This window comes from Kribbella pittospori (genome assembly GCF_004331465.1).
In the GTDB taxonomy this organism is placed as follows: Bacteria; Actinomycetota; Actinomycetes; order Propionibacteriales; family Kribbellaceae; genus Kribbella; species Kribbella pittospori.
On record NZ_SJKB01000001.1, the window covers coordinates 1,343,736 to 1,366,519 of the forward strand.

23 protein-coding genes are annotated in these 22,784 nt (G+C 68.7%); 7 read left to right on the forward strand and 16 right to left on the reverse strand.

Annotated features, from left to right (window positions below; translation table 11 throughout):
• Positions 1-2 precede the first annotated feature (2 nt).
• The 5 genes from msrB to E0H73_RS06155 all read right to left on the reverse strand — a co-directional run bounded on the left by msrB (position 3) and on the right by E0H73_RS06155 (position 7,795).
• Positions 3-419 (reverse strand): peptide-methionine (R)-S-oxide reductase MsrB, encoded by a 417-nt coding sequence (gene msrB, locus E0H73_RS06135; RefSeq protein ID WP_131352366.1) that lies wholly within the window; start codon positions 417-419, stop codon positions 3-5.
• Positions 420-484: 65 nt separating this feature from the next.
• The gene (locus E0H73_RS06140; RefSeq protein WP_131352368.1) at positions 485-2,875 is read right to left on the reverse strand and encodes a lamin tail domain-containing protein; all 2,391 of its coding nucleotides are present in this window, start codon (positions 2,873-2,875) and stop codon (positions 485-487) included.
• Positions 2,876-2,957: 82 nt separating this feature from the next.
• Positions 2,958-4,337 (reverse strand): adenylate/guanylate cyclase domain-containing protein, encoded by a 1,380-nt coding sequence (locus E0H73_RS06145; RefSeq protein ID WP_131352370.1) that lies wholly within the window; start codon positions 4,335-4,337, stop codon positions 2,958-2,960.
• Entirely contained in the window at positions 4,330-6,069 is a 1,740-nt protein-coding gene (locus tag E0H73_RS47905) for an NAD(P)/FAD-dependent oxidoreductase (RefSeq protein WP_131352372.1), read from the reverse strand. Before E0H73_RS47905 ends, E0H73_RS06145 begins: the two co-directional genes overlap by 8 nt.
• 130 nt (positions 6,070-6,199) lie before the next feature.
• A complete protein-coding gene (locus tag E0H73_RS06155) occupies positions 6,200-7,795 on the reverse strand; it encodes a M4 family metallopeptidase (RefSeq protein ID WP_131352374.1) in 1,596 nt (531 codons plus the stop codon).
• A 159-nt stretch (positions 7,796-7,954) separates the two neighbouring features.
• Here E0H73_RS06155 and E0H73_RS06160 point away from each other — a divergent pair, with 159 nt between their 5' ends.
• Complete coding sequence (locus E0H73_RS06160) at positions 7,955-9,049, forward strand: DNA polymerase domain-containing protein (protein ID WP_131352376.1); 1,095 nt, start codon at positions 7,955-7,957, stop codon at positions 9,047-9,049.
• Positions 9,050-9,301: 252 nt separating this feature from the next.
• Here E0H73_RS06160 and E0H73_RS06165 read toward each other — a convergent pair whose 3' ends face one another.
• From E0H73_RS06165 to E0H73_RS06175, 3 genes are all read right to left on the reverse strand, one after another.
• On the reverse strand, positions 9,302-10,066 hold the full coding sequence (locus tag E0H73_RS06165) for an SDR family oxidoreductase (protein ID WP_238163832.1): 765 nt from the start codon (positions 10,064-10,066) through the stop codon (positions 9,302-9,304).
• 67 nt (positions 10,067-10,133) lie between these two features.
• Positions 10,134-12,005, reverse strand: coding sequence for a glycoside hydrolase family 15 protein (locus E0H73_RS06170; protein WP_238163833.1), 1,872 nt, complete (start codon positions 12,003-12,005; stop codon positions 10,134-10,136).
• Positions 11,905-12,723 carry an SURF1 family cytochrome oxidase biogenesis protein gene (locus E0H73_RS06175; RefSeq protein ID WP_238163834.1) on the reverse strand — a complete coding sequence of 273 codons (819 nt, stop codon included), beginning with the start codon at positions 12,721-12,723 and terminating at the stop codon, positions 11,905-11,907. The genes E0H73_RS06170 and E0H73_RS06175 overlap by 101 nt, the downstream gene beginning before the upstream one ends.
• Positions 12,724-12,780: 57 nt before the next feature.
• Here E0H73_RS06175 and moaA point away from each other — a divergent pair, with 57 nt between their 5' ends.
• Positions 12,781-13,800: a GTP 3',8-cyclase MoaA gene (moaA, locus tag E0H73_RS06180; RefSeq protein WP_238163835.1), complete on the forward strand. Its 1,020-nt coding sequence runs from the start codon at positions 12,781-12,783 to the stop codon at positions 13,798-13,800.
• 52 nt (positions 13,801-13,852) lie between these two features.
• Here the strand turns inward: moaA and E0H73_RS06185 are convergent, their stop codons facing one another.
• Together E0H73_RS06185 and E0H73_RS06190 are read right to left on the reverse strand one after the other, a co-directional pair.
• On the reverse strand, positions 13,853-14,053 hold the full coding sequence (locus tag E0H73_RS06185; RefSeq protein ID WP_131352378.1) for a hypothetical protein: 201 nt from the start codon (positions 14,051-14,053) through the stop codon (positions 13,853-13,855).
• A gap of 201 nt (positions 14,054-14,254) precedes the next feature.
• Entirely contained in the window at positions 14,255-14,614 is a 360-nt protein-coding gene (locus E0H73_RS06190) for a DUF3099 domain-containing protein (protein WP_131352380.1), read from the reverse strand.
• A 73-nt stretch (positions 14,615-14,687) separates the two neighbouring features.
• On the opposite strand from E0H73_RS06190, the gene E0H73_RS06195 reads away from it, so the two are divergent.
• The 5 genes from E0H73_RS06195 (at position 14,688) to E0H73_RS06215 (ending at position 19,171) form a co-directional block, all read left to right on the forward strand.
• On the forward strand, positions 14,688-14,900 hold the full coding sequence (locus E0H73_RS06195) for a dodecin (protein WP_131352382.1): 213 nt from the start codon (positions 14,688-14,690) through the stop codon (positions 14,898-14,900).
• Between the two features lie 190 nt (positions 14,901-15,090).
• Positions 15,091-15,795 (forward strand): 3-oxoacyl-[acyl-carrier-protein] reductase, encoded by a 705-nt coding sequence (gene fabG / locus E0H73_RS06200; RefSeq protein WP_131352384.1) that lies wholly within the window; start codon positions 15,091-15,093, stop codon positions 15,793-15,795.
• A 27-nt stretch (positions 15,796-15,822) separates the two neighbouring features.
• Positions 15,823-16,593, forward strand: a complete 771-nt coding sequence (fabI, locus tag E0H73_RS06205; RefSeq protein ID WP_238163856.1) for an enoyl-ACP reductase FabI — start codon at positions 15,823-15,825, stop codon at positions 16,591-16,593.
• Positions 16,593-18,278 carry a Mur ligase family protein gene (locus E0H73_RS06210; protein ID WP_131352391.1) on the forward strand — a complete coding sequence of 562 codons (1,686 nt, stop codon included), beginning with the start codon at positions 16,593-16,595 and terminating at the stop codon, positions 18,276-18,278. Before fabI ends, E0H73_RS06210 begins: the two co-directional genes overlap by 1 nt.
• Before the next feature lie 35 nt (positions 18,279-18,313).
• Positions 18,314-19,171, forward strand: a complete 858-nt coding sequence (locus tag E0H73_RS06215; RefSeq protein ID WP_131352393.1) for a hypothetical protein — start codon at positions 18,314-18,316, stop codon at positions 19,169-19,171.
• A gap of 63 nt (positions 19,172-19,234) precedes the next feature.
• Here the strand turns inward: E0H73_RS06215 and E0H73_RS06220 are convergent, their stop codons facing one another.
• From E0H73_RS06220 to E0H73_RS06245, 6 genes are read right to left on the reverse strand one after another with little or no spacing between them, the layout of a single operon-like run.
• On the reverse strand, positions 19,235-20,026 hold the full coding sequence (locus E0H73_RS06220) for a hypothetical protein (RefSeq protein WP_131352395.1): 792 nt from the start codon (positions 20,024-20,026) through the stop codon (positions 19,235-19,237).
• Positions 20,023-20,550, reverse strand: coding sequence for a SigE family RNA polymerase sigma factor (locus tag E0H73_RS06225; protein ID WP_131352397.1), 528 nt, complete (start codon positions 20,548-20,550; stop codon positions 20,023-20,025). The genes E0H73_RS06220 and E0H73_RS06225 overlap by 4 nt, the downstream gene beginning before the upstream one ends.
• Before the next feature lie 56 nt (positions 20,551-20,606).
• Complete coding sequence (locus E0H73_RS06230; RefSeq protein WP_131352399.1) at positions 20,607-21,782, reverse strand: Dyp-type peroxidase; 1,176 nt, start codon at positions 21,780-21,782, stop codon at positions 20,607-20,609.
• A complete protein-coding gene (locus E0H73_RS06235) occupies positions 21,779-22,285 on the reverse strand; it encodes a copper chaperone PCu(A)C (protein ID WP_238163837.1) in 507 nt (168 codons plus the stop codon). Before E0H73_RS06235 ends, E0H73_RS06230 begins: the two co-directional genes overlap by 4 nt.
• Before the next feature lie 28 nt (positions 22,286-22,313).
• Positions 22,314-22,418, reverse strand: a complete 105-nt coding sequence (locus tag E0H73_RS06240; RefSeq protein ID WP_165555503.1) for a glycoside hydrolase family 99-like domain-containing protein — start codon at positions 22,416-22,418, stop codon at positions 22,314-22,316.
• 5 nt (positions 22,419-22,423) lie between these two features.
• Complete coding sequence (locus E0H73_RS06245; protein WP_131352403.1) at positions 22,424-22,774, reverse strand: hypothetical protein; 351 nt, start codon at positions 22,772-22,774, stop codon at positions 22,424-22,426.
• Positions 22,775-22,784 lie beyond the last annotated feature (10 nt).

Here is a 22,784-nt window from a genome sequence, read left to right on the forward strand (position 1 = left end):
GATCAGGCCGGGGTGAGGGTCAGGCTGATGCTGTTGATGCAGTAGCGGAGGTCGGTGGGGGTGTCGTAGCCCTCGCCTTCGAAGACGTGGCCGAGGTGGGAGCCGCAGTTGGCGCAGCGGACCTCGACGCGCTTCATGCCGAGTGTGCTGTCCTCGATGTACTGGACCCGGTCCTCGGCCAGTGGGGCGAAGAACGACGGCCAGCCACAGTGCGAGTCGAACTTGGATTCGCTGCGGAACAACTCTGCGTCACAGGCGCGGCACTTGTAGACACCGACGGTCTTCGTGTCGGTGTACTCACCGACGAAGGGCCGCTCGGTACCGGCCTTGCGCAGCACGTGGAATTCGGCGGGGGAGAGCTGCGCCTTCCACTCCGCATCGGACTTGGTCACGGCGTACTGCTTGGTGTCGTCTGTCACGACTCCATTGTGGCCGCCCGGGCAAGGAAAACCCCGCCCGGGCGGCCGCCGTAAGACTCCCGCAATCAGTGCACCCAGGAGGGCAGCGGGATCACCCGCACGACCTGGGGATCGTGGTCGCTGATCTGGTCCGGGAACTCCGCGTTCATGTGCACCACGTCGTACGTCGAGGCCGGCTGCAGGTTCCGGGAGACCAGGATCTGGTCCAGGATCTGGCTGTTGCCCTCGAACACGTAGCTGTAGCGCTCCGGCAGCGGCAGCGTCCGCGGCATGTCGATCAACGACGTCTTGCCGGACCCGACCAGGATGTCGGCGGTCTCCGACCAGTCGAAGTCGTTCAGGTCACCGAGCACGATCACGTTCGCGCCCTTGTCCTTGGCCAGGATCTGGTCCACGAACCCGCGCACCGACTCAGCCTGCTGGTGCCGCTTCGCCGCGGTCACCTGCATCGGCGGCTGGGTCCGGCCCCAGAGCGGGTCGTCGCCACCCTTGGAGCTGAAGTGGTTGACCACCACGAACATGCTCTGGCCGTGCCAGGTGAACTCGCCGGCCAGCGGGACCCGGGTGGCCTCCCAGGCCGGGTTGGCCGGGTCGACGCGACCAGGCGACGAGCTCAGGTGCGGCCGGCCGAACCGGTCGGTGGTGATGGTGGTCGGGACGGTCGAGCCGCCGCCGGGACGGTCGACGAACTTCACCGGCTTGTCGGTGCGGTACATGAACGCGACCCGGATGTTGCCGCCCGGCTCGCCGCCCTCCTGGTTGTTCACCGGGTCGATCTGGCGATAGGCGTACTTCGGTCCGCCCGCCTTCTGGATCGCCGCGACGAGCATGTCGAGAGTGAGGTTCGCCGCGGGGTTGCCGGAGTTCGTCGCGCCGTCGTTGTCCTGCACTTCCTCCAGTCCGAGGATGTCCGGTGCGGCCAGGTTCTTCACGACCGCCTGCGCCAGCCCGTCGAACTTCGCCTCGCCGTCGGACGGGTCCAGGTTCTCCACGTTGAACGTCGCCACCGACACCTGCAGCGGAGACGAGCGCTGGGCCGTCTCACGCTGCACGCCACCGTCGATGACTGTCGGCGTCTGCGTCGGCAGGAACTTGAAGTTGCCGAACGAGTAGTCGAGAACACCGGGGACCACTCCGGCCAGCTTGTCGCCGGTCTTCGCGTCCGGGATCGGCGTCAGCACGTCGTCGAGCAGCACCCGCTCGGGGTTGCTGTCGGTCTTCTGCAGCAGGATGCCGCCGCGCACGGTCCGGACCGACGATCCGGCCGGTACGACGGACAGCTCGCGGAACGAACTGGTCGGACCGGTGACCTCGGGCTGGTTGATGCCGAGCCACATGCCCTCCAGCGACTCCCAGAAGTCGAGGCCGTCGTTGGCCGGGTCGAACGCCGTACTGGTCGTCTCGACGTCGCCGTTGGAGTCGTCGTCGATCACGGTCGACGGCGGGACCCGGCCGCCAGGCCCGACGATCGTCGGGGCCGGTACGGACGCGGTGCCGGTGACGGTGATCGTCGGGTTGGTGATCTCCGTGGTGGTCAGGTTGTCGGTGCCGCCGGAGCCGCCGGGGCGGAACTCGGCGACGGTGCCCTGGACGGTCAGCGCGTCACCGACGGCCACGGTCGGCGCGGAGCTGGTGAAGACGAAGACGCCTTCGCTGGTGGCCGGGTCGGTGTCGGGCTGCGGGTCCTGGAACCAGAAGCCGTTGCTGCTCTTCGCGGTGACCACGCCGGTCACGTTCTTGACCGCCTTGCCGGCCAGCGGAGACAGGTGCGCGGCGCCCTGGATGTCGTGGATCTTCGCGTCCACCGGCGGCTCGGTCGGGGTCGAGGTGACGGTGCCCGGCGACGGGTTGCCGGCGGCGAAGTCGGCGCCGTTGTTGTCGGTGTCCGTGGACGCGTCGACGCGCGCGGCCGAGGTGCTGTTCGACAGGCCCGGCGCGGCCGCGGTCTCGAAGTCGGTCGCGGTGCCGTAGCCGATGTAGTCCTTCACCCCCGCGTCGGCGTGGCAGGTCGCCCCGCAGGCCAGCGCGGTCTGGTTGGTGACCAGCGCGACCTTCCCGGCGGTGGCCGACATCGCGATGCCGCCGGACACGTTCGGCGTCGGCATCGGCTGGCCGTTCCCGGCGCCCGCGCCTTCCTGGACCAGGTACGCCGCTCCCGGCGCGATCGTCCCGGTCAGGTTCGTCACCTGCCAGGTCGAGCCGGCCGCGGACGCGTACTGGATCGACCAGCCGCTCACGTCCACCGGCGCGCTGGAGTTGTTGGTCAGCTCGACGAAGTCGTTCGTGTACGCGGCACCTGTGTTGCCACCGCCGCCGTACACCTCGGTGATGAGCACATCGGTCGAGGCCGCGTCGGCCGGTGCGGCCAGCAAGGCCACCCCCAGACCGGAAACCACAAGACTGGAGGTGATCACAAGGGCGCCCAGGCGGCGCCGTGATCGGATCAGGGCAGACATGAGCCGGATTCTCACACCCGGACCAGTCGCCGCCAAGGTCCAACACGTGAACACCAGGTGCGGCCGCTGAAGGCAGGGGTGATCATTCGCCGGACAGCGCCAGCAGCTGGTGAACCTCGACCGGTTCGGCCTTGCCTTTGAGGTCGACCAGGCCCAAAGACTGCGTCACAGCATCCGGCAGCAGCGCCTTCGTAGCGGGGCCGATCGCGACGCCGCCGCCCGGTGCCTTGCCCTCGATCCGGGAGGCGACGTTCACGGTGTCGCCGATGACCGTGTGGGTCCGGCCGCCCTCGGTGCCGAGCAGGCTGACCGAGGCGATCCCGCTGTTGATCCCGACCCGGAACCGCGGCCAGTTCGGGTGCGCCGCCTGCACAGCCGCCGCGGCCTCCTGCAGCGCGAGCCCGGCCGCGGCCGCGCGGGCCGCGTGGTCAGGCTGGTTTCCCCGCTTGTTGAAGGTCACCATCAGCGCGTCGCCGATGATCCGGTCGACGTCGCCGCCATGACGTCGTACGACGGGAGGTACGACGACCTGGAAGTAGGTGTTCAGCATCGTGGTGACCTCGGCCGGGTCATGGTTCTCCGAGAAGGTGGTGAACCCCTGCAGATCCGCGAACAGCACGCTCAACTCGCGCCGGCCCGAGACGGTGTCGTCGAGATACAGATCGGCGAACCGTTCCTCGTACCACTGGATCCGGACGCCGACGACGACCAGCACGAACGCGGCCAGCATCAGCACGTGCCACTCCCACCACGACAGCGCCCAGTTCGTCGCGAACACCATCGCGACCATCGCCTCGGCGAGCAGGATGAACGCGGCGATCATCGACAGCAGCATCAACGACGGCTTCCGCCACCACGTGTGCAGGTAGCGGGCGGCCGCGACGACGTACAACAGCACAGCCGGTACGGCGAGCGCGGTGAGGATGCCATCGGCGACCTCCGGTACGGCGGTGTCGTGCAACGGCGGCAGGCGCAGGATCGACGCCACCGCCCACAACGCCATCAGGGTCAGCAGCGCCGCACGCAGGATCCGCCCCCGCCGGACCCAGGCCGACACCCGATCGCCGGACATGTTCAGGCTCGACAGGACTGCGAAGATCGACGCGACCGCGACCCCGATGGGCGTTGCGAGGGTGAATCCCGCGTTCGGTGTGTCCAGCAGGATCTTCGGCGTCGCCAACGCGTGCAGGCCGAGGAACCCGGCCGCCGACAGGAACGCCAGCGACACCAGCAGAACCCGCGGATCACCCCGCCGCAGGGCAGCCGCACCCGTGAGGTACGCCAGTACGGCGCTCAGCACCGCGGTGATCAGCACCAGCCAGAAATGCGACGGGTGGTGCTCCCAGTGCACATCCAACTTCGGTCTCTGGACCAGGAGTACCAACCCGGCCAGCGGAACCACCAGCACCAGCGCGGTCAGGACAACCATCGCCGGGGTGTAGACGAACCGCCGTTCAGGCATCCTCGGACACCTTGAGATGGGTGTGGACCTGCGAGACCACCACGGACCCTTCACCGACGGCCGACGCCACCCGCTTCACCGAACCACTGCGGACGTCGCCGATCGCGAACACCCCGGGCATCGTCGTCTCGTACGGCTGTGGCGGACGGTCCTCGGCCCAGCCCGGATCCGCCGCGGCGTCCGATCCGGTCAGCACGAAGCCGCGCTCGTCCCGGCGGACCTCGTCCGGCAGCCACTGCGTGCCGGGAACTGCGCCGATCATCACGAACAACCCGTCGACGTCGAGTCGCTCCTCGCCGCCCGACGTACGGTCGCGCAGCGTCACCCACTGCAGCCGCCCGTCGCCGCCACCGCCGACGACCTCGCTCCAGGACCGCACGACCACGTTGGGCGCGGCATCGATCGCGTCGATCAGGTACTTCGACATACTCGCGACGAGATCCTTGCCCCGGATCACCAACGTGACCAGCTTGCAGTAACGGGCCAGGTGCAGGACCGCCTGCCCGGCCGAGTTGCCGCCACCGACCACGCACGCGTCGCGATCCTTCAGACCATGGGCTTCCGACACACTGGCGCCGTAGTACACCCCTGTCCCCATCAACTGCTCCAGCGCCGGTACGTCGAGCCGCCGGTACGCCACTCCGGTCGCCAGGATGACCGCCCGAGCCGTCACCTGGCCCACGTCACCGATCTCCGCGACGAAATGACCGTCCCGCTGCTCGAGCCGTTCGATCGACCGCATCAGGACGAAGTGCGCACCGAAGACCCACGCCTGCTGATAGCCGCGCTGAGCCAGTTCGGAGCCGCGGATCCCGCGCGAGAAACCCAGGTAGTTGCGGATCAGCGAACTCGTTCCAGCCTGCCCGCCGATCGCCTCCCGCTCCACGACCAGCGTCCGCAGCCCTTCGGACGACGCATAGACGGCGGCCGCCAATCCGCCCGGACCGGCCCCGATCACGAGAAGGTCGAACGAGTCCTCGCCGGCGGCCAACGTCGTCGAGACACCCCACGCCTCGGCGATCTCCACGTCGGTCGGATCGCGCAGCACCATGCCACCCACGGCCGGCATCCACACCAGCACGCTGTCCCCGGGATCCGGCTCACCGATCCACTCCAGTACGGCGTTCGCCGGCACCGAACCACTGACCCGGAACGCGCTCGGGATCCCGTTACGCGCGAGCAGACTGCGGACCGCCTGACCGCGGACCGAGTGATCGGACGCGATCACGACCACCTCACGCAGATTGGCGACCTCGTAGCGCGACCACTCCTGCACGAACTCCGCGACGGTCCGGTGGAACAACTCGTCCTGCGCGATCCACGGCTTCAGCACGTAGTAGTTGATGTCGCCGACAGACATCGCGGACAGGATCGCCGACGCCGTACTCCGAGTCGCCCAAGCACCCCACTCGATCAGCAGGGCACGGCGTGCGTCCGGATGAAGAGTCCTCGACGCGGCCAGGATCTCGGCCCGCTCGTTGTCCGGCAGCGCATTGTCGACCATCACGACGGCAACCCGGTGCTGCAGGTCGTGTGCGAGCTGTAGGCAGGTCAGTGCAGCGGTTGTGGTCAGCTCGCCGCGGACTCTGTAGTCCACGCCGAAGCCTCGCTCCAGCTCGGTTTCACACCGTTCCAGACGCTCCGGGTCAGCGTCGACGACCAGCAGTAGTGGCCTGGCTTCACGCAGCTTGGCCTCACGCCGTCCGAAATGTCCCCCGGGCTCCCCACCCATGCTTGTGACGGTAGGTGGGTCGCCCCCGCAGGGCAATGGACAAAGCGTTTGTTCACCGGTCCTGTCCGCCCCAGTGGGACAGGACCGGTGAAGTCATCGCACACCGCCGTGCCTCCGGCACGGCGGGTCGTCAGTTGACGCTGACCGCGGTCCAGGTCGCCGCGACAGCGGCCCGCTCGGGGCTGCTGGCGCCGTACAGGTCGGTGGCCGCGTTCAGCGTCGCCGTCCGCGCCTGGGCGTACGTCGTACCCGTGGTCATGTACGTCGTCAGCGCGCGGTACCAGATCTTCTCGAGCTTCTGGTGGCCGATGCCGGTCAGCGTCGAACCGTTGCAGGTCGGCGAGTTGTGCGGCAGCCCGCCGATCGTCTTGGCGCCGCTGCCCTCGGCGAGCAGGTAGGCGAAGTGGTTCGCGATCCCGGACGAGTAGTGCACGTCGAGGTTGCCCACGCCGGAGGACCAGCAGTCGGGGGAGTTGCCGTCCTTGCTCGGCTTGTCCATGTACCGCAGCGCCGGCCGGTCCTTCATGATCTCCTCGCCGATGTAGTAGTCACCCGGGTCGGAGGCCTTGTTCGAGTAGAACTCGACCATGGTGCCGAAGATGTCGCTGGTCGCCTCGTTCAGGCCGCCGGACTCACCGGAGTAGGTCAGGTTCGCGGTCGCCGAGGTGACGCCATGGGACATCTCGTGGCCGGCCACGTCGATCGACACCAGCGGGCCGGCGGTCACGCCGTCGCCGTCGCCGTACGTCATCTGCTTGCCGTCCCAGAAGGCGTTCACGTAGTTGGTGCCGTAGTGCACCCGGCTCGGCACGCCCTTGCCGTTGTTGAAGATGCCGTTCCGGCCGTGCACGTTCTTGTAGTAGTCGAACGTGGTCGCGGCGCCGTAGTGCGCGTCGACGGCGGCGGTGGCGCGGCTCGCGGTGGTGCCGGTGCCCCAGTGGTTGTCGGCGTCGGTGAACCGGGTCGGGGTCGGGCAGCCGATGCCGAACAACTGGCACAGGATCGAGTCGGTCTTGTTGTTCGCGTCGGCGGTGAAGCCGTTGCCGCGGACCGGGTCGGTGAGCGTGAAGCCGCCGGTGGCCGCGGTGGTGTCGAGCGGGACGGTGCCGGAGTACAGGCTCTGGCCGTCGCCGGTCGCGGTTTCGATGTGCTGCTCGCTGACCAGCTTCGCGCCGGTGAGTGCGTCCACGGTGGTGGTGATGTGGCTCGGCGTACCGTCCGGCTGGGTTCCGGCGGTGGTGACCAGGTAGGCCAGGCGCGGCGCGCCCTTGCGGGCCTCGATCACCAGCGCGGGTTTGCCCTCGGCCTTCTGACCGCGGGTGAGTGCCTTCGAAGTCGCTGTGGCGAGGCTGAGCTTCGGGGTGCGGCCGACGTTCGCGCTGCGGGTCAGGCTCAGGCTGGCACCCTTCCAGCTGCCGTCCTTGGCCTGGTGTACGACGACGTCGCCGCCGAGGACCTTGAGTCCGCCGATGGTCCGATCCATCCGGACGTGGCTCGACCCGTCGGGGTCGACGAGGACGTCGCGGACGACGAAGGCGTCCGAACCGGTGGCTCGCAGTACGGCGAGATTGTTGCCGATGGCGGCCGTGGCCCGGGCGACGGCGGCGGCCGGGGTGGGGAGGGGGTCTGCCGTCGGCGCACCGATGGCGGTGGTGGCGCTGGTCAGACCGAGGGCGGTAGTGGTCGCCACTGCGGTAGCAGCGGCGAACAGGGCGGATCTGTTCATCCTCGCGCTCCTTCATCAGCGTCCCGGGGGCCTCACGCCCCGGGAACGAGGTGCTGGAACGTTACCGCTCGGTCACGTGGCGTGGCCAGAGGTAGAGAAAAGTTGGCTTTCCGCCGTTCTGCCGCCGGTTTGGTCGGTTCCGGGCGATACCGTCACGCCATGGCGAAGACCACAGCGGTGATGCTCCCCGCGGGGGACCGGGAAGTCCGCGTCTCCAGCCCGGAGCGGGTCGTCTACGAGGCGACAGACTGGGCTCCGGAGGTCACCAAGCTCCAGGTCTGTGAGTACTTCGTCAGCGTCGGTGCCGCGTTCATGCACGCGTCGGGCGACCGTCCGGTCGCGCTGGAGCGCTGGCCCGGCGGCTGGCGTGAGGGGATGACGCTGTCCGTGGACGCGACCGGCCGGCAGACCGGCGACGGCTTCTACTCCAAGCGCCTGCCGAAGGGCGCCCCGGACTGGCTCGAGACCTGCAGAGTCCTGACGCCGAACGACCGCCCGATCGACGAGCTGTGCCTGACCGAGATCGGGGCCGCGGTCTGGGCGGCTCAGATGGGCACCCTGACCTTCCACCCATGGGCCGTGCGCAAGGGCGATCTCGACCATCCGGACGAGCTGCGGATCGACCTCGACCCGCAGCCGGGGGCGACGTTCACCGACGCCCGGCGGGTCGCCGGCGTCGCCCGGGAGTTGCTCGAGGAGCTGGGTCTTCGCGGGTATCCGAAGAGCAGCGGCAACCGGGGGATCCACATCTACGTGCGGATCCGGCCGGAGTGGTCGTTCCACGAGGTCCGGCACGCGGCGATCGGCCTCGGGCGGGAGTTGGAACGCCGCGACGACACCGTCACCACCGCGTGGTGGAAGGAGGAGCGCGGCGACGCGGCGGTCTTCCTCGACTTCAACCAGAACCTGCGCGACCGCACGGTCGCCGGTGCGTGGTCACTCCGGCCGCGGCCCGGTGCGCCGGTCAGTACGCCGATGACGTGGGAGCGGCTGGCCGAGGTCGACGATCCGCGGGCGTTCAACCTGCATACCGTCCCGGAGTACCTCACTGATGGTGACCCGTGGGCGGACATGGATGAGACGGCGTACTCGCTCGACCCGCTGCTGCAGCTGTGGGAGGAGCTCCCGGGCGGCGAGCTGAACTTCCCGCCGGACTACCCGAAGATGCCCGGCGAGCCGCCGCGCGTCCAGCCGAGCAAGAAGGTAGCCGACCACTGGGACGAGCAAGGCAACCGAATCGAGCCTCAGCCCTGACACCTCTCGGCGGATCCTCGCTGGCGGGTTGTTTCGCGGCTGGTGGGATGTAAGCCGCCAGCGGGTAGCTAACCCGCCATCGAGCACGTCTGGAGCGGCGCCGCGGGGATTCGGCTTGCGTCGCTGGCGGGTTATTTCATGGCTGGCGGGATGTAAGGCGTCATCGAGTGACTAAACCGCCAGCCGGCCGATCGAGTGCTGCATCAACCGGTGGATCCGGGGACGGCGTCGGCGAGCAGAACCGGTACGGCATCAGATGGTGCGGAGGGCTCCGCCGTCGATGGGGATGATGGCGCCGGTGATGTAGGAGGCGGCGGGGGAGAGGATGAAGGCGGCGGCCCGGCCGAACTCGTCGGGGTCGCCGTAGCGGCGCAGCGGGATGGTCTTCTCGGAGGCGCGACGGGCGGCCTCGGGGTCACCGCCCTTGGCGTCGAGCTCCTTCAGGCGGTCGGTGGCGATCCGGCCCGGCATCAGGCCGTTGACCCGGATCCCGTTCGGGCCGAGCTCGTCCGCGAGCGTCTTCGCGACCATCGCCAACCCCGGGCGCAGCCCGTTGGAGATCGCCAGCCCGCTGATCGGCGACTTCACCGACGACGACAGGACGAACGCGATCGACGTACCCTCGGAGCCGGCCCGGGCGACCGACCGCGCGATCCGCAGCCCGCCGAGGAAGACGCTGTCGAACGCGTTCCGCCAGTCCTCCTCGTCGGTGTCGAGCGCCGTCCCCGGCCGCGGACCACCGACGCTGATCAGAGCGCCGTGCAGCGCGCCCCACTTGGCGATCGCCGTCGCGGCCAGCCGCTCGGCACTCTCGGGGTCGGCGTTGTCGACCGGGATGCCGACCACGTTCCCCCCGAGCTCGGCCGCGGCCCGCGAGATCGACTCCTCGTTGCGGCTGGAGATCACCAGCCGGGCACCTTCAGCCGCGAGGGCTTTGGCGGTGGCGAAGCCGAGTCCGCCGCTGGCTCCGGTGACGATGTACGTGCGGTCGCGAAGTCCGAGGTCCACGACCACCATCCTGCCTCACCACACCCCATCGCGCACCTTGACGGTTCGTGGCCGATGGCAAGAACCAGTAGCCGTCCTAGTACGCCGACCTGCGCAGCGGCGACTCGGCCGTGGTCAGGTGCCAGGAGGTGTTCACCAGACCGAGATGCGAGAACGCCTGCGGGAAGTTCCCGAGCATCCGCCCCGCCACCGGGTCGTACTCCTCCGCCAGCAGCCCCACGTCGTTGCGCAGGGCAACAAGCTTCTCGTGCAGGGAGCGTGCCTCGCCGACCCGGCCGATCATCGCCAGCGAATCGGCCAGCCAGAACGAGCAGATCAGGAACGCGCCCTCGTCGCCGCCCAACCCGTCGTCGGTGTGCTCGGTCAGATACCGGCGGACGAAACCGTCCGACGCCAACTCCCGGCGCACGGTCTCGACCGTGCCCACCACCCGCGGGTCCTCCGGCGGCAGGAACCCGACCTGCGGGATCAGCAGTACGGCGGCATCCAGCGCCTTGCTGCCGTACGCCTGGGTGAAGGTGTTCCGGTCGGAGTCGTACGCCTTCTCGCACACCTCCCGGTGGATCTCGTGCGCGATCGCCCGCCACTGCTTGGCCGGCCCGCCCATCCCGTACCGTTCGACCGCCCGCGCCGCGCGGTCGAACGCGACCCACGCCATCACCTTGGAGTAGGTGAAGTGCTGCCGGCCGCCGCGGACCTCCCAGATCCCTTCGTCCGGCTCGCTCCACACCTCGGTCAGGTGGCGCATCAGGCCGCGCTGCATCGACCAGGCGTCGTCGCTCGCCCCGACCTGCGACTCCCGGGCCAGCGCGAGCACGTCCATCACCTCGCCGAACACGTCGATCTGCAGTTGTTCGGCGGCGGCGTTCCCGATCCGCACCGGCGCCGAGGACGCAAACCCGGGCAGCCAGTCCGCCTCGAACTCCGTCAACCGCCGTTCTCCGGTCACGCCGTACATGATCTGCAGGTCGGCGGGCGAGCCGGCGATGGCGCGCAGCAGCCAGTCCCGCCAGGCGTGCGCCTCCTCGGTGTACCCGGTCCGCAGCATCGCCGACAGCGTCATCGTTGCGTCCCGCAACCAGCAGAACCGGTAGTCCCAGTTGCGCGACCCACCGAGCGCCTCGGGGAGTGAGGTCGTCGGGGCCGCGACGATGCCGCCGGACGGCGCGTAGGTGAGCGCCTTCAGCGTGAGCAGGGATCGGGTGACCTCCTCGCTCGTCCCGTTGGCGCCGGTGCTGCGCCCGATCCACTCCGTCCAGAACGACTCCGTCGGCTCCAGCGAGTCGAGCGCATCGATCGGATTCGGTACGTCCTCATGCGACGGATGCCAGGTGAGCACGAACCAAGCCTGATCGCCGGCCGACACCTCGAATTCGGCGTACGTCGCGAAGTCGCGGCCGTACTGATGAACGTCGGACCGCAGCGACACCGCGTCCGGACCGGCGATCGCCACCACCTGACCGTCGACACTCCGCACCCACGGGACCACATGCCCGTAGTCGAAGCGCAGCCGCACCTCGGACCGCATCGCGACCCGGCCGCTGATGCCTTGCACGATCCGTACGACGTCCGGCGCGGCGTCCCGCGGCGGCATGAAGTCGATCACCCGAACCGAACCGCTGTCGGTGGACCACTCGGTCTCCAGCACGAGCGTGTCGCCGCGGTAGTGGCGGCTGCTGGTCGCGTCGGCGTCCTGCGGGCAGAGGCGCCAGTGACCGTTGTCGTCGGTTCCGATCAGGGCGGCGAAGCAGGCGGGGGAGTCGAACCGGGGGACACACAGCCAGTCGATCGAGCCTTGCCGGGACACCAGCGCGGCGGTCTGGAGGTCTCCGATCAGTGCGTAGTCCTCAATCCGGCGCTCCGGCGCGAGCTTCTTCGGGTTGGTCTTCTTCGGCTGTGGCCGCTGCGGGCCCGTCGTCGGCTGAGGAGTCGCTGGAGGAGGTGTCACCGCGTGAGTCCTGTCGGGAGAAGTAGACCAGTCCGCCGATCGCGAGCAGGGCGAAGAAGAACCACTGCAGCGCGTAGAAGAAGTGTGGCCCGTCGTCGATCTCCGGACCGGGGAACGCGCCGAAGTCCGGGTCGTTGGCCGGATCCTGCTTGTCCACGGTGAGGTAGCCGTCGTACAGGTTCAGGCCGAGGGCCTTGGCGAAGTCCGGCCCGTTGATCAGGCGCGCCGTACCGTTGTCCGGCGTACCGCCGTTGGTGCTGCCGCCGCGCTCGCTGCGGCGCAGGCGACCGGTGATGCTCACCTCGCCGCTGGGTACGGCGGGGATGTGGCCGGGCGCGAGTTCGGCGCCCTGACGGGCCAGGAAACCGCGGTCCACCAGCACCGCCTTGCCGTTCGAGAGGACCAGCGGCGTGACGATCTCGAAGCCTGGACGATCGTCCACATTGCGGTAGCGCATGACGATCTGCTTCGACGCGTCGTACCGGCCGGTGACGACCGCCGTACGCCAGGCGTGCTGGTCGCCGACCAGGCCCTGCGCGCCGACGATCTGGTCGATCGGCGCCGGCGGAGCGGCCAGATTGGCCCGCGTCACGTCGTTGCGGGCCTTCCGGTCGTCCAGGCGATGCAACTGCCAGCGACCGAGCTCGACGCACACGCCGGCGAGCACCAGGACCGCCAGCGCGGCGGCGATCCAGCGGACATTCAGGAGACGACCCACATCTCGAACTTAAGCCATCACCTGAAACTGTCTGTCCCCGGCACGTAGGCTGGAGGGATGACGGCAACGGAGGAAGTGATGCAACTCGGTCTGGCGGACCGGTTCGGCCGCGTCGCCACTGACCTGCGTGTCTCACTCACGGACCGCTGCAATCTGCGTTGCTCGTACTGCATGCCCGAGGAAGGCCTCGACTGGCTGGCCAAGCCCGAGCTGCTGACCGACGACGAGGTGGTCCGGCTGGTGTCGGTCGCCGTGAAACACCTTGGTGTGCAGGAGATTCGCTTCACCGGCGGCGAGCCGCTGCTGCGGCGCGGCCTGGTCGGCATCGTCGCCCGTACGACGGAGCTGGCGCCCCGGCCCGAGGTGTCGCTGACCACCAACGGGATCGGCCTCGCGCGGCAAGCGCAGGCACTCAAGGATGCCGGCCTGGACCGGGTGAATGTGAGCCTCGACACGATCGACCAGGACACCTTCATCGAGCTGGCTCGGCGGGATCGGCTGAAGGACGTACTGGCCGGACTCGATGCTGCGCAGGCGGCCGGACTGACGCCGGTGAAGGTCAACGCCGTCCTCATGCGCGGCGTGAACGACCAGCAAGCGCCGCAGTTGCTGGAGTACTGCCTCGAACGTGGTTACGAACTGCGGTTCATCGAGCAGATGCCGCTCGACGCCCAGCACGGTTGGAACCGGGCCACGATGGTGACCGCGGACGAGATCCTCGAGCAGTTGTCGGATCGGTTCGACCTGGAGCCGACGGACGCGGCGACCCGCGGGAGTGCGCCGGCGGAATCGTTTACAGTTCGGGGCGGACCACAGACGGTCGGGATCATTGCGTCGGTCACCAGGCCGTTCTGCGGAGACTGTGACCGGGTCCGGCTGACGGCCGACGGTCAGGTCCGCGACTGCCTGTTCGCGCGGACCGAGTCGGACCTGCGATCGGCGCTGCGCGGCGGTGCGGACGACGAGGAACTCGCGGACCGCTGGCGGCGCGCGATGCGGAACAAACTGCCCGGCCACGGCATCAACGACCCGAGCTTCCTGCAGCCCACCCGCCCGATGTCGGCGATCGGCGGCTGACCGTCATACCGGCCCAATCCGGAAATGCAGTTTTTCGGTGCGGGCCTAACACTTAGGAGAAAGGCTCGACCTCTCGCAGGAATGACCTGCGGGCCAGGAAGTCCGACAGGCTCTCCTTGTGTTCGTCGCACGCGAGCCAGGTCTTGCGCCGCTCCGGCGTGTGGATCTTCGGGTTGTTCCACAGCAGCGCCCACGTGGCCGGCTGCCCACATCCCTTGGCGGAGCAGACGGACGGGAGTGCTTCTTCGGTCATCGTGAGAGCCATTCCGGTGGTCGCAGGCAATTGTTCCTGACCACTCAATAATCAAAAGTGTGGGGAAAATGAAGCGACGTCGGACAGCCACGGGGGGAGCCGTCCGACGCCGCATCAAGTCCCTGAATTCCACTCATGAACTTCAGAGCACGCGGGAGATTCTGACACGGATCCTGTCCGAGTTTCCAGTCCCGGCACAGATCACTTTTCGGTGTCGATCGGACGGTCGGTATCCGGGTCCGGATCCGGCTGCGTGACGACGCCGGGATGCGAGCCGATCGCGGGCCGCTCCGGGGCGATGAAGTGCTCGGCACCGGACACCGTCGAGGAGCGCTGCGCGTTCGCCAGCACCACCGCGATGTAGGGCAGGAACACCGCCGCCACGATGAACATCCAGCGCCACGGCGACGGGGTGAGCACGGCCAGCACGAAGCAGACGATGCGAATCGACATCATCCAGGCGTACCGAGCGATCCGGCTGTCCAGATCCTCGGATCGGCCCGGCTGTGCATTCGTCACCGAGATGACGGTTTCGCCGGTCCGTTCACGACGTCTCGACATCTATCCTCCTCACCAACACCAACGGTACGCCGCGCCGGCCGCCCGGGCGCAGGCAGGATGGAAGGAACGTTCGATGACCGATCGCACCTACCGCGTGACCGAGATCGTGGGCACGTCCAAAGAGGGCCTGAATCAGGCCATCACCAACGCCGTCAGCCGGGCCGGCGAGACCCTTCGGCACCTGGACTGGTTCGAGGTGACGGAGATCCGCGGCCACATCATCGACAACGAGATCGACCACTACCAGGTCGGCCTCAAGGTCGGCTTCCGCCTCGAAGACTCCTGACCCCCACCCACCCCGCCTCCCAACCACACGAGGGGATATCCGCTCGGGTGACGGGTTCTCCCTTGGTCTACGGACGGAGAACCCCTCGTTCGAGGGGATAACCCCTCGGGCGAGGGTGGTGGTGGGCCGCGATAGCGTTCGTGCGACTGGTGACGGGTTTCGTGCGACTGGTGACGAGTGAGGAGGGCTTGTGAGCAGGTCTGTGTTGGTGACCGGTGGCAGCCGGGGGATCGGGCTGGCGATCGCTACCGCGTTCCGGGAGGCCGGCGACCAGGTCGCCGTCACGTACAACACCAGCGCGCCGCCGGAGGGCTTCCTCGGCGTCAAGTGCGACATCACTGACCAGGAGCAGGTGGACGCGGCGTTCGACGCGATCCAGGAGGCGCACGGTCCGGTCGAGGTGCTGGTGGCCAACGCCGGCGTCACCCGCGACACGTTGCTGCTGCGGATGTCCGACGACGACTGGGACACCGTCATCCAGACCAACCTCACCGGCGCGTTCCGGGTCGCCCGCCGCGCGGCCAAGGGCATGCTGCGGCTGCGCAAGGGCCGGATCGTGTTCATCTCCTCGGTCGTCGGCATGCTCGGCTCGCCCGGCCAGGTGAACTACGCCGCCAGCAAGTCCGGCCTGATCGGCATGTCCCGCTCGATCGCCCGCGAGCTCGGCAGCCGCGGCATCACCGCGAACGTCGTCGCTCCCGGCTTCGTCGAGACCGACATGACCGCGGTCCTGCCGGAGGAGACCCAGAAGCAGTACCTGAGCCAGATCCCGCTCGGCCGCTTCGGCCTGACCGAGGAGATCGCGAACGCGGTCCGCTGGCTCGCCTCGCCCGAGGCCGGCTACATCACCGGTGCGGTGATCCCGGTCGACGGCGGCATCGGCATGGGCAACTAACGTTCATTTTCGAGAAAGGGCATGCCGGTGGGCATCCTCGACGGCAAACGCATCCTGGTCGCGGGCGTCACGCTCGACTCGTCGATCGGTTTCGCGACCGCGAAGGTGGCGCAGGAGCAAGGCGCCACCGTGCTGATCTCCAACTTCGGCCGGGCGCTCAGCATCACCAAACGGATCGCGAAACGCCTGCCGCAGGAGCCGCCGGTCCTCGAGCTGGACGTGACGAACGCCGAGCATTTAGCCGCACTGCCGGACGCCGTACGCGAGCATGTCGACGGTCTGGACGGCGTGGTGCACTCCATCGCCTACGGCAACCCGGAGACGATTCTCGGCGGGAAGTTCCTGGACGGTCCGTGGGATGACGTGTCTCAGGCGGTGCACGTCTCGGCGTACTCGCTGAAGGCGCTCGCCGTCACGTGCGCGCCGCTGATGAGCCGTGGCGGCAGCGTGGTTGGGATGACTTTTGACGCGACCGTCGCCTGGCCCGGGTACGACTGGATGGGTGTGGCCAAGGCCGCCCTGGAGTCGACGAGCCGGTACCTGGCCCGCGACCTCGGTGCTCAGGGAATTCGCTGCAATCTGGTCTCGGCCGGTCCGCTGAAGACGCTGGCCGCGAAGGCGATCCCGGGCTTCGAGAAGTTCGAGGGGCCGTGGCTGGACCGCGCGCCGCTGGGCTGGGACCCGACCGATCTGGAGCCGACCGGGCGGACCATCGTCGCCCTGCTGAGTGACTTCTTCCCCTCGACCACCGGCGAGATCATCCACGTCGACGGCGGCTACCACGCGATGGGAGCGTAGTGGCCACCTCGCTCGTTGAGCTCCGCGTTCTCGACGGCGCCAACCTCTATTTCAGTCGTGCCGCGATCAAGCTGACGCTTGACGTCTCCGCGTTGGTCGACGCACCCGCGCCGGCGGCGAAGGCGTATGGGCAGGCCATCGGGCTGGGTACCACCCGGCCCGGGCGGATCGGGTCCGGGTTCCGGCAGCGGTTCGCGATTCGCATCGCGGGGCACGTCGTACGACGGATCGCGCGGGAGGCCGGGATCGGCCGGATCGGCGTCCGGGTCCGCGCGGAGTCCGACGTACGCCGGCTGGTCGTGGCGTTCCCGTGGGCACATGAGGAGCGGGCGCGGGCGCTCGGGGCCGCGATCGTCGAGGTGCTGGACGCGTTCGGCGCCGACGATCTGACCGAGCTGATCGCGACGGTCGGCGACCGGGTCCGCAACGAGCCGCCCGGCAACCCGCCGCCGACGATCCGGCCCAAGGTGCCGGTGGTCGCAGTCACCGGGACGAACGGGAAGACCACGACCTCGCGGATGATCGCGCACATCGGCCGCGCGGCCGGTCTGCACGTCGGCTGGTCCAGCACCGACGGCGTCTACTTCGACGGCAAGCTGGTGAAGTACGGCGACTTCTCCGGGCCGAGCGGCGCCGGACAGGTGTTGTCCCAGCCGGGTATCCAGCTCGCGGTCACCGAGACGGCCCGTGGCGGAATCCTGCGCCGCGGGGTCGGCGTGGCCTCGAACGACGTCTCGGTCGTCACCAACGTGACTGCGGATCATCTCGGCCTGGGCGGGATCGACACGGTCGACCAGTTGGCCGAGGTGAAGGCGGTCATCACCCAGATCACCAAGCCCCGCGGCTGGTGTGTGGTGAACGGCGACGACCCGCGGACCTTCGCGATGCGGCTCGGCTCGCCCGCCAAGTGCTGGGTGTTCTCCCGCGACCCCGACTCGCCGTCGATCCGGACCGTGCTCGACGAGGGCGGCCGGGCGACGACCGTACTGGACGGGTTCATCACCGTGCTCGACCAGGCGGCCGATCCGGAGCCGTTGCTGAAGGTCGTCGACGTACCGATGACGTTGTCCGGCCTGTCGCATTACAACGTCGAGAACGCGCTGGCCGCGGCCTCGGCGGCGTTCGGCCTCGGGCTGCCGCGGGCCGCCGTGATCGAAGGGCTGAGCACGTTCGCGCCCAACGAGAACAATCCCGGCCGGATGAACATGTACTCGCTGCGCGACTTCACCGTCGTGATCGACCTCGCCCACAACGAGGCCGGCCTGGAGGCGCTGCTCGAGATCATGAACGGCGTCCGTCGGCCGGGCGGACGGCTGCTGCTGGCGCTTGGTTCGCCGGGGGACCGGGCCGACGACATGGTCGCCGCTCTCGGCGCCATCGGGGCCCGAGGGGCGGACCGGGTGATGATCGGGCACAAGACCGACTACCTCCGCGGACGGCCGCCGGAGGAGCTGGAGGCGGTGTTCCGCGAGGGCACCGCGTCGGTCGGCGTGGACGACGTACCGGCGTACCCGACCGAGCTGGCAGCGGCGCAGGCGCTGGTCGCCGAGGCGGAGACCGGGGATGTGGTCGCGGTGATGTCTCTGCAGGATCGGGCGAGTCTTGACGCCTGGTTGCGGTCCGAGGGGGCTACCGTCGACACACCGGAGACCTTGAGAGCCAAGGTCGAGAGAGCCCAGCGCTAGCCCCTCCGCCGCGGTTGGGGCGGGAACGGGGTGTCATGCGCTACCTGTGGTCGATCCCGGCAGCCGTGGTCGCCTGGTTCGTGGCCGGCTTCTCCGCGACGTACCTGAAGGGTCTGCCGGAGGGTACGACGATGTTCGTGCCGCCGCGGGTGGACCTGCTGGTGCTGGGCGGGTTCGCCGGTGGAGTGCTGGCCGGGTTGCTGGTCACGCGGGTGCGCATCACCGTGCCGCTGGTGGTGGCTGTCGGCGCCGGCATGTGGTGGCTGACGGGCAACGACTGGTCGGATCGGTCGCAGTTGACCACGTTGCTGGTGGCAACCGCTGTCGGCGGGCTGTTCGGTGCCCTGGGCACCAGGAGTTCGGTGATTGCCGCCTTCGCTCTCGCCCTGCCGATCGCGTGGTACGCGTTGCGGCCGGCGAACCAGTTGGACGAGTGGCGCTGGCTCTGGCAACTGAACGGCCTGCTCGTGGCGGTCGGGCTGGCCCTTGTTCTGTACGTCGCCTGCTGGCGGCGCGGCTGGCGATCGGCGTACTTCTGGGTGCCGTTGGCCGGCTTCTACCTGGCCTCGTTCGGCATCGTGAACGCGATCCGGGTCGTCGATCGGGCACCGGCCGCACAGTCCGCCAACGACACCGCGGACGCCGCCACCGACGCGTTCTTCCAGTCCTGCGAACCGATCCTGCGCGAGTACGGCGTTTGGCTGGTGCTCGCCGTACTCCTGGCGATCCCGATGGTGGTCCTCAAGCTCCGCGCCCTGCCGCCGCCTCCGCCACCACCGGACCCGTACGCCGACAGGTCCAACGACGCCGTCCTGTCCGACGACCTCGACTGGATCGACCGGGACGAACCCCGTCGCCGCCTCCTCGCCCGCCGCCAAGAACCAGCCTCCTGAGCTTCTGCGCGGGTTGGCTGACTGGGTGGGGAGGAGAGTGTGTTGGCTCCTCCCCACGTGCCGTCAGCTGATCGGGTGACCGGTGGCGTTCAGGGGTTGGACTGAGGTGATTTTGAGGTCGCGGTGGGGGATGACGATCGCGAAGAACCGGAGGGTGTCGGTGGCCGGGGTGGCGACGGCGTTGGTCGTGTAGGTCTGGCCGCCGGCAACGATCCGCACCTTCCGGGCGCCGATAGGTGCTGAGCCCATCACCAGCGTGGCGTCGATCTTCTGACTGTTCTTCTCCTTGCTGTGGCCCTGAACCACCCAGTGCGTGCCGTTCTGCGGCGGGTCGAAGCAGATCAGCGGGCGGCCGAAGCTGACCGCCGGCCCCTCGTCGGTGACCAGGCACCCTTCGCGGGAGTAGACCAGGACCGCCCACGACTCGGTCGGGATGGTGCCCTTGGCGACGTAGTACGCGTGCGGCCGGTAGGCGTTCGCGTCCGGCATCTTGGTGAACCGCTCCGCCGACCACGGCGCCGGCAGGATCTTCTTGTGGTCGCCGACTGGGGCTGTCGGGCTGGTGATCGTGCTTGGCAACAGCGGCGTACTCGGCTGGACCGTGCTGGGCTGGACCGAGGCCGGCGACGGAGCACCGAAACCGGCGACGGCAGGTTCGGTCGGCCGCATCGAGTTCAGCAGAGGGCCGGCGGCGAGGGCGGCGGCTGTCACGCCGGCCACAGTCAGGACGGCGGCTGCCCCGCGACGGCGACGACGGCGGCGCTTGATGCGGAGCCGGATCGGGGCCGCCGGGTCTGCCGGCTCGGGTCGGTCGTCGGTCAGTACGGCGAGCTTCGTGGTCAGGTCGTCGGTCATGCGATCCCCCTTCCGGCCAGGTCGGCCAGTGCGTCAGATGTCGCGAAATGGATGTCGGTGCGGAGCGCGTCCAGGCCGCGCCGGGTGTGCTGTTTCACTGCGCCGACCGAGCAGCCGAGGAGGTCGGCGACGGAGCGCTCGGACAGGTCCTCGGCGTACCGCAGGTAGACGGCGGCACGTTGCCGCGGGCTCAGCCGGGCCATCGCGGCGCGCAGCGCGAGCCGCTCGTCCACCTGGGCCGTGTCCGCGCCGACCGCGGTGTCAGGTGGCGTCTCCGTAGGCCGCTCGCCGATCCAGCGCCGGCGCCGGCCGGACAGGAACGTGGTGGTGACGATCTTCCGCAGGTAAGCCTCGGGGTTCCCACCGCTCACCTTGCGCCAGTGGAACCACAGCTTGGTGAACGCCTCCTGGGCGAGATCCTCGGCCTGCTGGTGGTCCAGCGTCAGCGCGTACGCCAGTCGCGCGGTGGCTGTCCACCGCGCCCGCACAAAAGCATCGAAGTCGTCATTCGGCTCAACTCTCATCGGCATCCTTTCCTCACCTCCTCTGAACGCCGTCGCCAGCGTTGCAGGGTGACAGGTCAGGTGAGGAGGTTCTGGGCGAGCCAGGTGCCGGGCTGGAAGCCGGGTGGGAGGGCGAAGACGGCCGAGCCGATGGTGGTGGTCCACTCGTTGAGGGCGTCGGCCGCGTCGAGGCGGGCGAGGAGTGGGAGGAATTGGGCGGCGATGTCGGCCTGGTGGCTGAGGAAGATCAGCCCGGATTCACGGGTTGGGCCGGTGTCCTGGACGTAGTTGAGGCCCTTGCGGAAGATCCGGCGGCCGTCGTTCTCGGAGTGGTGGGAGAGACGGGCGTGCGCGTTCTCCGCGATCACCAGGCGGCCGTCGGCGTCCCGGGCTTCGAGATCGAGTTCGTCGTGCTCGGCCGCGCCGGTCAGCGGTGCGCCGGTGGAGAGCTTGCGACCGATGGCGCGTTCCTGCTCCGAGCGGGTCAGCTCGTCCCAGGTGTCGAGGTTCAGCCGGATCCGGCGTACGACGAGCGTCGTACCACCGCGGAACCAGTCTGGGCCGTCCGACGACCACACGGTGGTGTCGAACTCCGGCGTACCGACGGTTGGATTGCCGGTGCCGTCGACCTGACCGAAGAGGTTCCGGCCGGTGACGAGTTGGCCGTCGGATCCGGTGCCGTTCCAGAAGCCGGTCTGGCGCCAGGCGGGGGTGGCGAACGGTTGTGCGTCCGCGACTAAGCGACGCACGGCGTGTACGACGCTGACCGGGTCGTCGGCGCCGACCATGATCAGCAGATCGCCGCCCGACCACGCCGGGTCGAGCCGGTCGTGCCTCATCACCGGCAGATCGTCCAGCCCGGGCGGCCTCTCACCCGTCAACTCGAACACCCGCGGCCCGAACCCGACCGTCGTCGTCAACGCGACGTTCCCGATCGCCAACTCCGGCGCGGTGTCACCAGGTGCAGCCCGTCCATTGGCCAAAGCAACGATGTCCCCGGTCCACAACCGCATCAACCGCCCGAGCCCCGCCTTGTCCACACCCGGTCGCAGGTTGAACGCCACCAACTCAGCATGCCGAGGAGAAGCAGCCGCGATCCCCGGCTGATGCTCCCCATACGGCCCGACCCCACGACCAACAACCTCAGTTCCACTGTCCTTGCCCAAAGCAACCACACCACCAGCCACAGCCGCACCCGCCGCGGTCGCGCCGGCGTACCCGAACAGCTGTCGTCGTGAAGGTCTGCCGCTCACTTGGTTGCCGGGTGGTAGTGCTCTTGTTCTTCGGTAAAGGGTTTTACGGGGACTGTGAGGTCGTGGGTGGTGTTGTCGGAGAAGGTGAGGGTGAGGGGGACCTCGTCGCCGGGTTTGAGGGGTTGTTTGAGGCCCATCAACATGATGTGGTCGCCGCCGGGGGAGAGGTGGGTGTGGGAGGTGGCGGGAACGGTGATGCCGCCGGGCTTCTCCTGCATGATCATCTTGCCGTCCTTCGACGCAATCTCATGCAGTTGGACCACGCCGGCAACTGGAGAAGTTGCCGAGGTCAACTTGATGTCGGTGTTGCCTGGGTTGGTCAGCGACATGAAGGCGGCCGTCATCGTGGTGTCCTTGGCGCCCGTGGTCGCACGCACCCAGGCGTCCTCGACCAGCACACTCGGCGTACTCACCGCCGCCGCCTCCTGGACGGGAGCGGGCGATCCGCAGGAGGACAGCAGCACGGGGAGGGCGACAGCCATAGTGGCCGCCAGCAACTTCATCTTCACGGACAGCCAACGACCGCCACACTCAGTGAGTTCCGAGGACGTCGCGCATCGCCTCGACGTTCCCGAGCCGATGGGTTGTGTCCGGCAACAAGTACGACCCCTCGGTCCACTCGTTCCAAGCGTTCACGGTGATCACCGGAAACCGCGGCTTCCACCGCTCGACGAACTCGCGTACCGCTCGTACTCCGCGAACGCCGACTCCCGCAGCTCAGCCACTGACGCCTCAGGAAAGGAAGATCCGCCGACGTCGTGGTGATGCACCCAGACGTACGACGTACCCGAGTCGAACCCGAGCGCGCGCACCCAATCGACCACCAGCGGCGACTCGGCCGACGTCGGAATCACCGCGGAGCTCCACAACACCGCATCCAGATGCAGCCCCGGAAACCCAGCAGCCAGCACCCGCGCCCGAAACCAGTCGATCGCGTCCCGCGCCGCCCCGACCCCACCGAGCCCGTCGATGAAGTTCGCCAGGTCGTACACCGTGAACCAC

What these genes read in the sequence shown, in the direction of transcription:
- E0H73_RS06220 (WP_131352395.1), bottom strand. Translation starts at nt 20,026, where the DNA reads ATGACCGACGACCTGACCACGAAGCTCGCCGTACTGACCGACGACCGA.
- E0H73_RS06145 (WP_131352370.1), bottom strand. Translation starts at nt 4,337, where the DNA reads ATGCCTGAACGGCGGTTCGTCTACACCCCGGCGATGGTTGTCCTGACC.
- E0H73_RS06235 (WP_238163837.1), bottom strand. Translation starts at nt 22,285, where the DNA reads ATGAAGTTGCTGGCGGCCACTATGGCTGTCGCCCTCCCCGTGCTGCTG.
- E0H73_RS06165 (WP_238163832.1), bottom strand. Translation starts at nt 10,066, where the DNA reads ATGGTGGTCGTGGACCTCGGACTTCGCGACCGCACGTACATCGTCACC.
- E0H73_RS47905 (WP_131352372.1), bottom strand. Translation starts at nt 6,069, where the DNA reads ATGGGTGGGGAGCCCGGGGGACATTTCGGACGGCGTGAGGCCAAGCTG.
- E0H73_RS06225 (WP_131352397.1), bottom strand. Translation starts at nt 20,550, where the DNA reads ATGAGAGTTGAGCCGAATGACGACTTCGATGCTTTTGTGCGGGCGCGG.
- E0H73_RS06160 (WP_131352376.1), top strand. Translation starts at nt 7,955, where the DNA reads ATGGCGAAGACCACAGCGGTGATGCTCCCCGCGGGGGACCGGGAAGTC.
- E0H73_RS06215 (WP_131352393.1), top strand. Translation starts at nt 18,314, where the DNA reads ATGCGCTACCTGTGGTCGATCCCGGCAGCCGTGGTCGCCTGGTTCGTG.
- E0H73_RS06185 (WP_131352378.1), bottom strand. Translation starts at nt 14,053, where the DNA reads ATGACCGAAGAAGCACTCCCGTCCGTCTGCTCCGCCAAGGGATGTGGG.
- moaA (WP_238163835.1), top strand. Translation starts at nt 12,781, where the DNA reads ATGACGGCAACGGAGGAAGTGATGCAACTCGGTCTGGCGGACCGGTTC.
- E0H73_RS06140 (WP_131352368.1), bottom strand. Translation starts at nt 2,875, where the DNA reads ATGTCTGCCCTGATCCGATCACGGCGCCGCCTGGGCGCCCTTGTGATC.
- E0H73_RS06195 (WP_131352382.1), top strand. Translation starts at nt 14,688, where the DNA reads ATGACCGATCGCACCTACCGCGTGACCGAGATCGTGGGCACGTCCAAA.
- E0H73_RS06190 (WP_131352380.1), bottom strand. Translation starts at nt 14,614, where the DNA reads ATGTCGAGACGTCGTGAACGGACCGGCGAAACCGTCATCTCGGTGACG.
- E0H73_RS06155 (WP_131352374.1), bottom strand. Translation starts at nt 7,795, where the DNA reads ATGAACAGATCCGCCCTGTTCGCCGCTGCTACCGCAGTGGCGACCACT.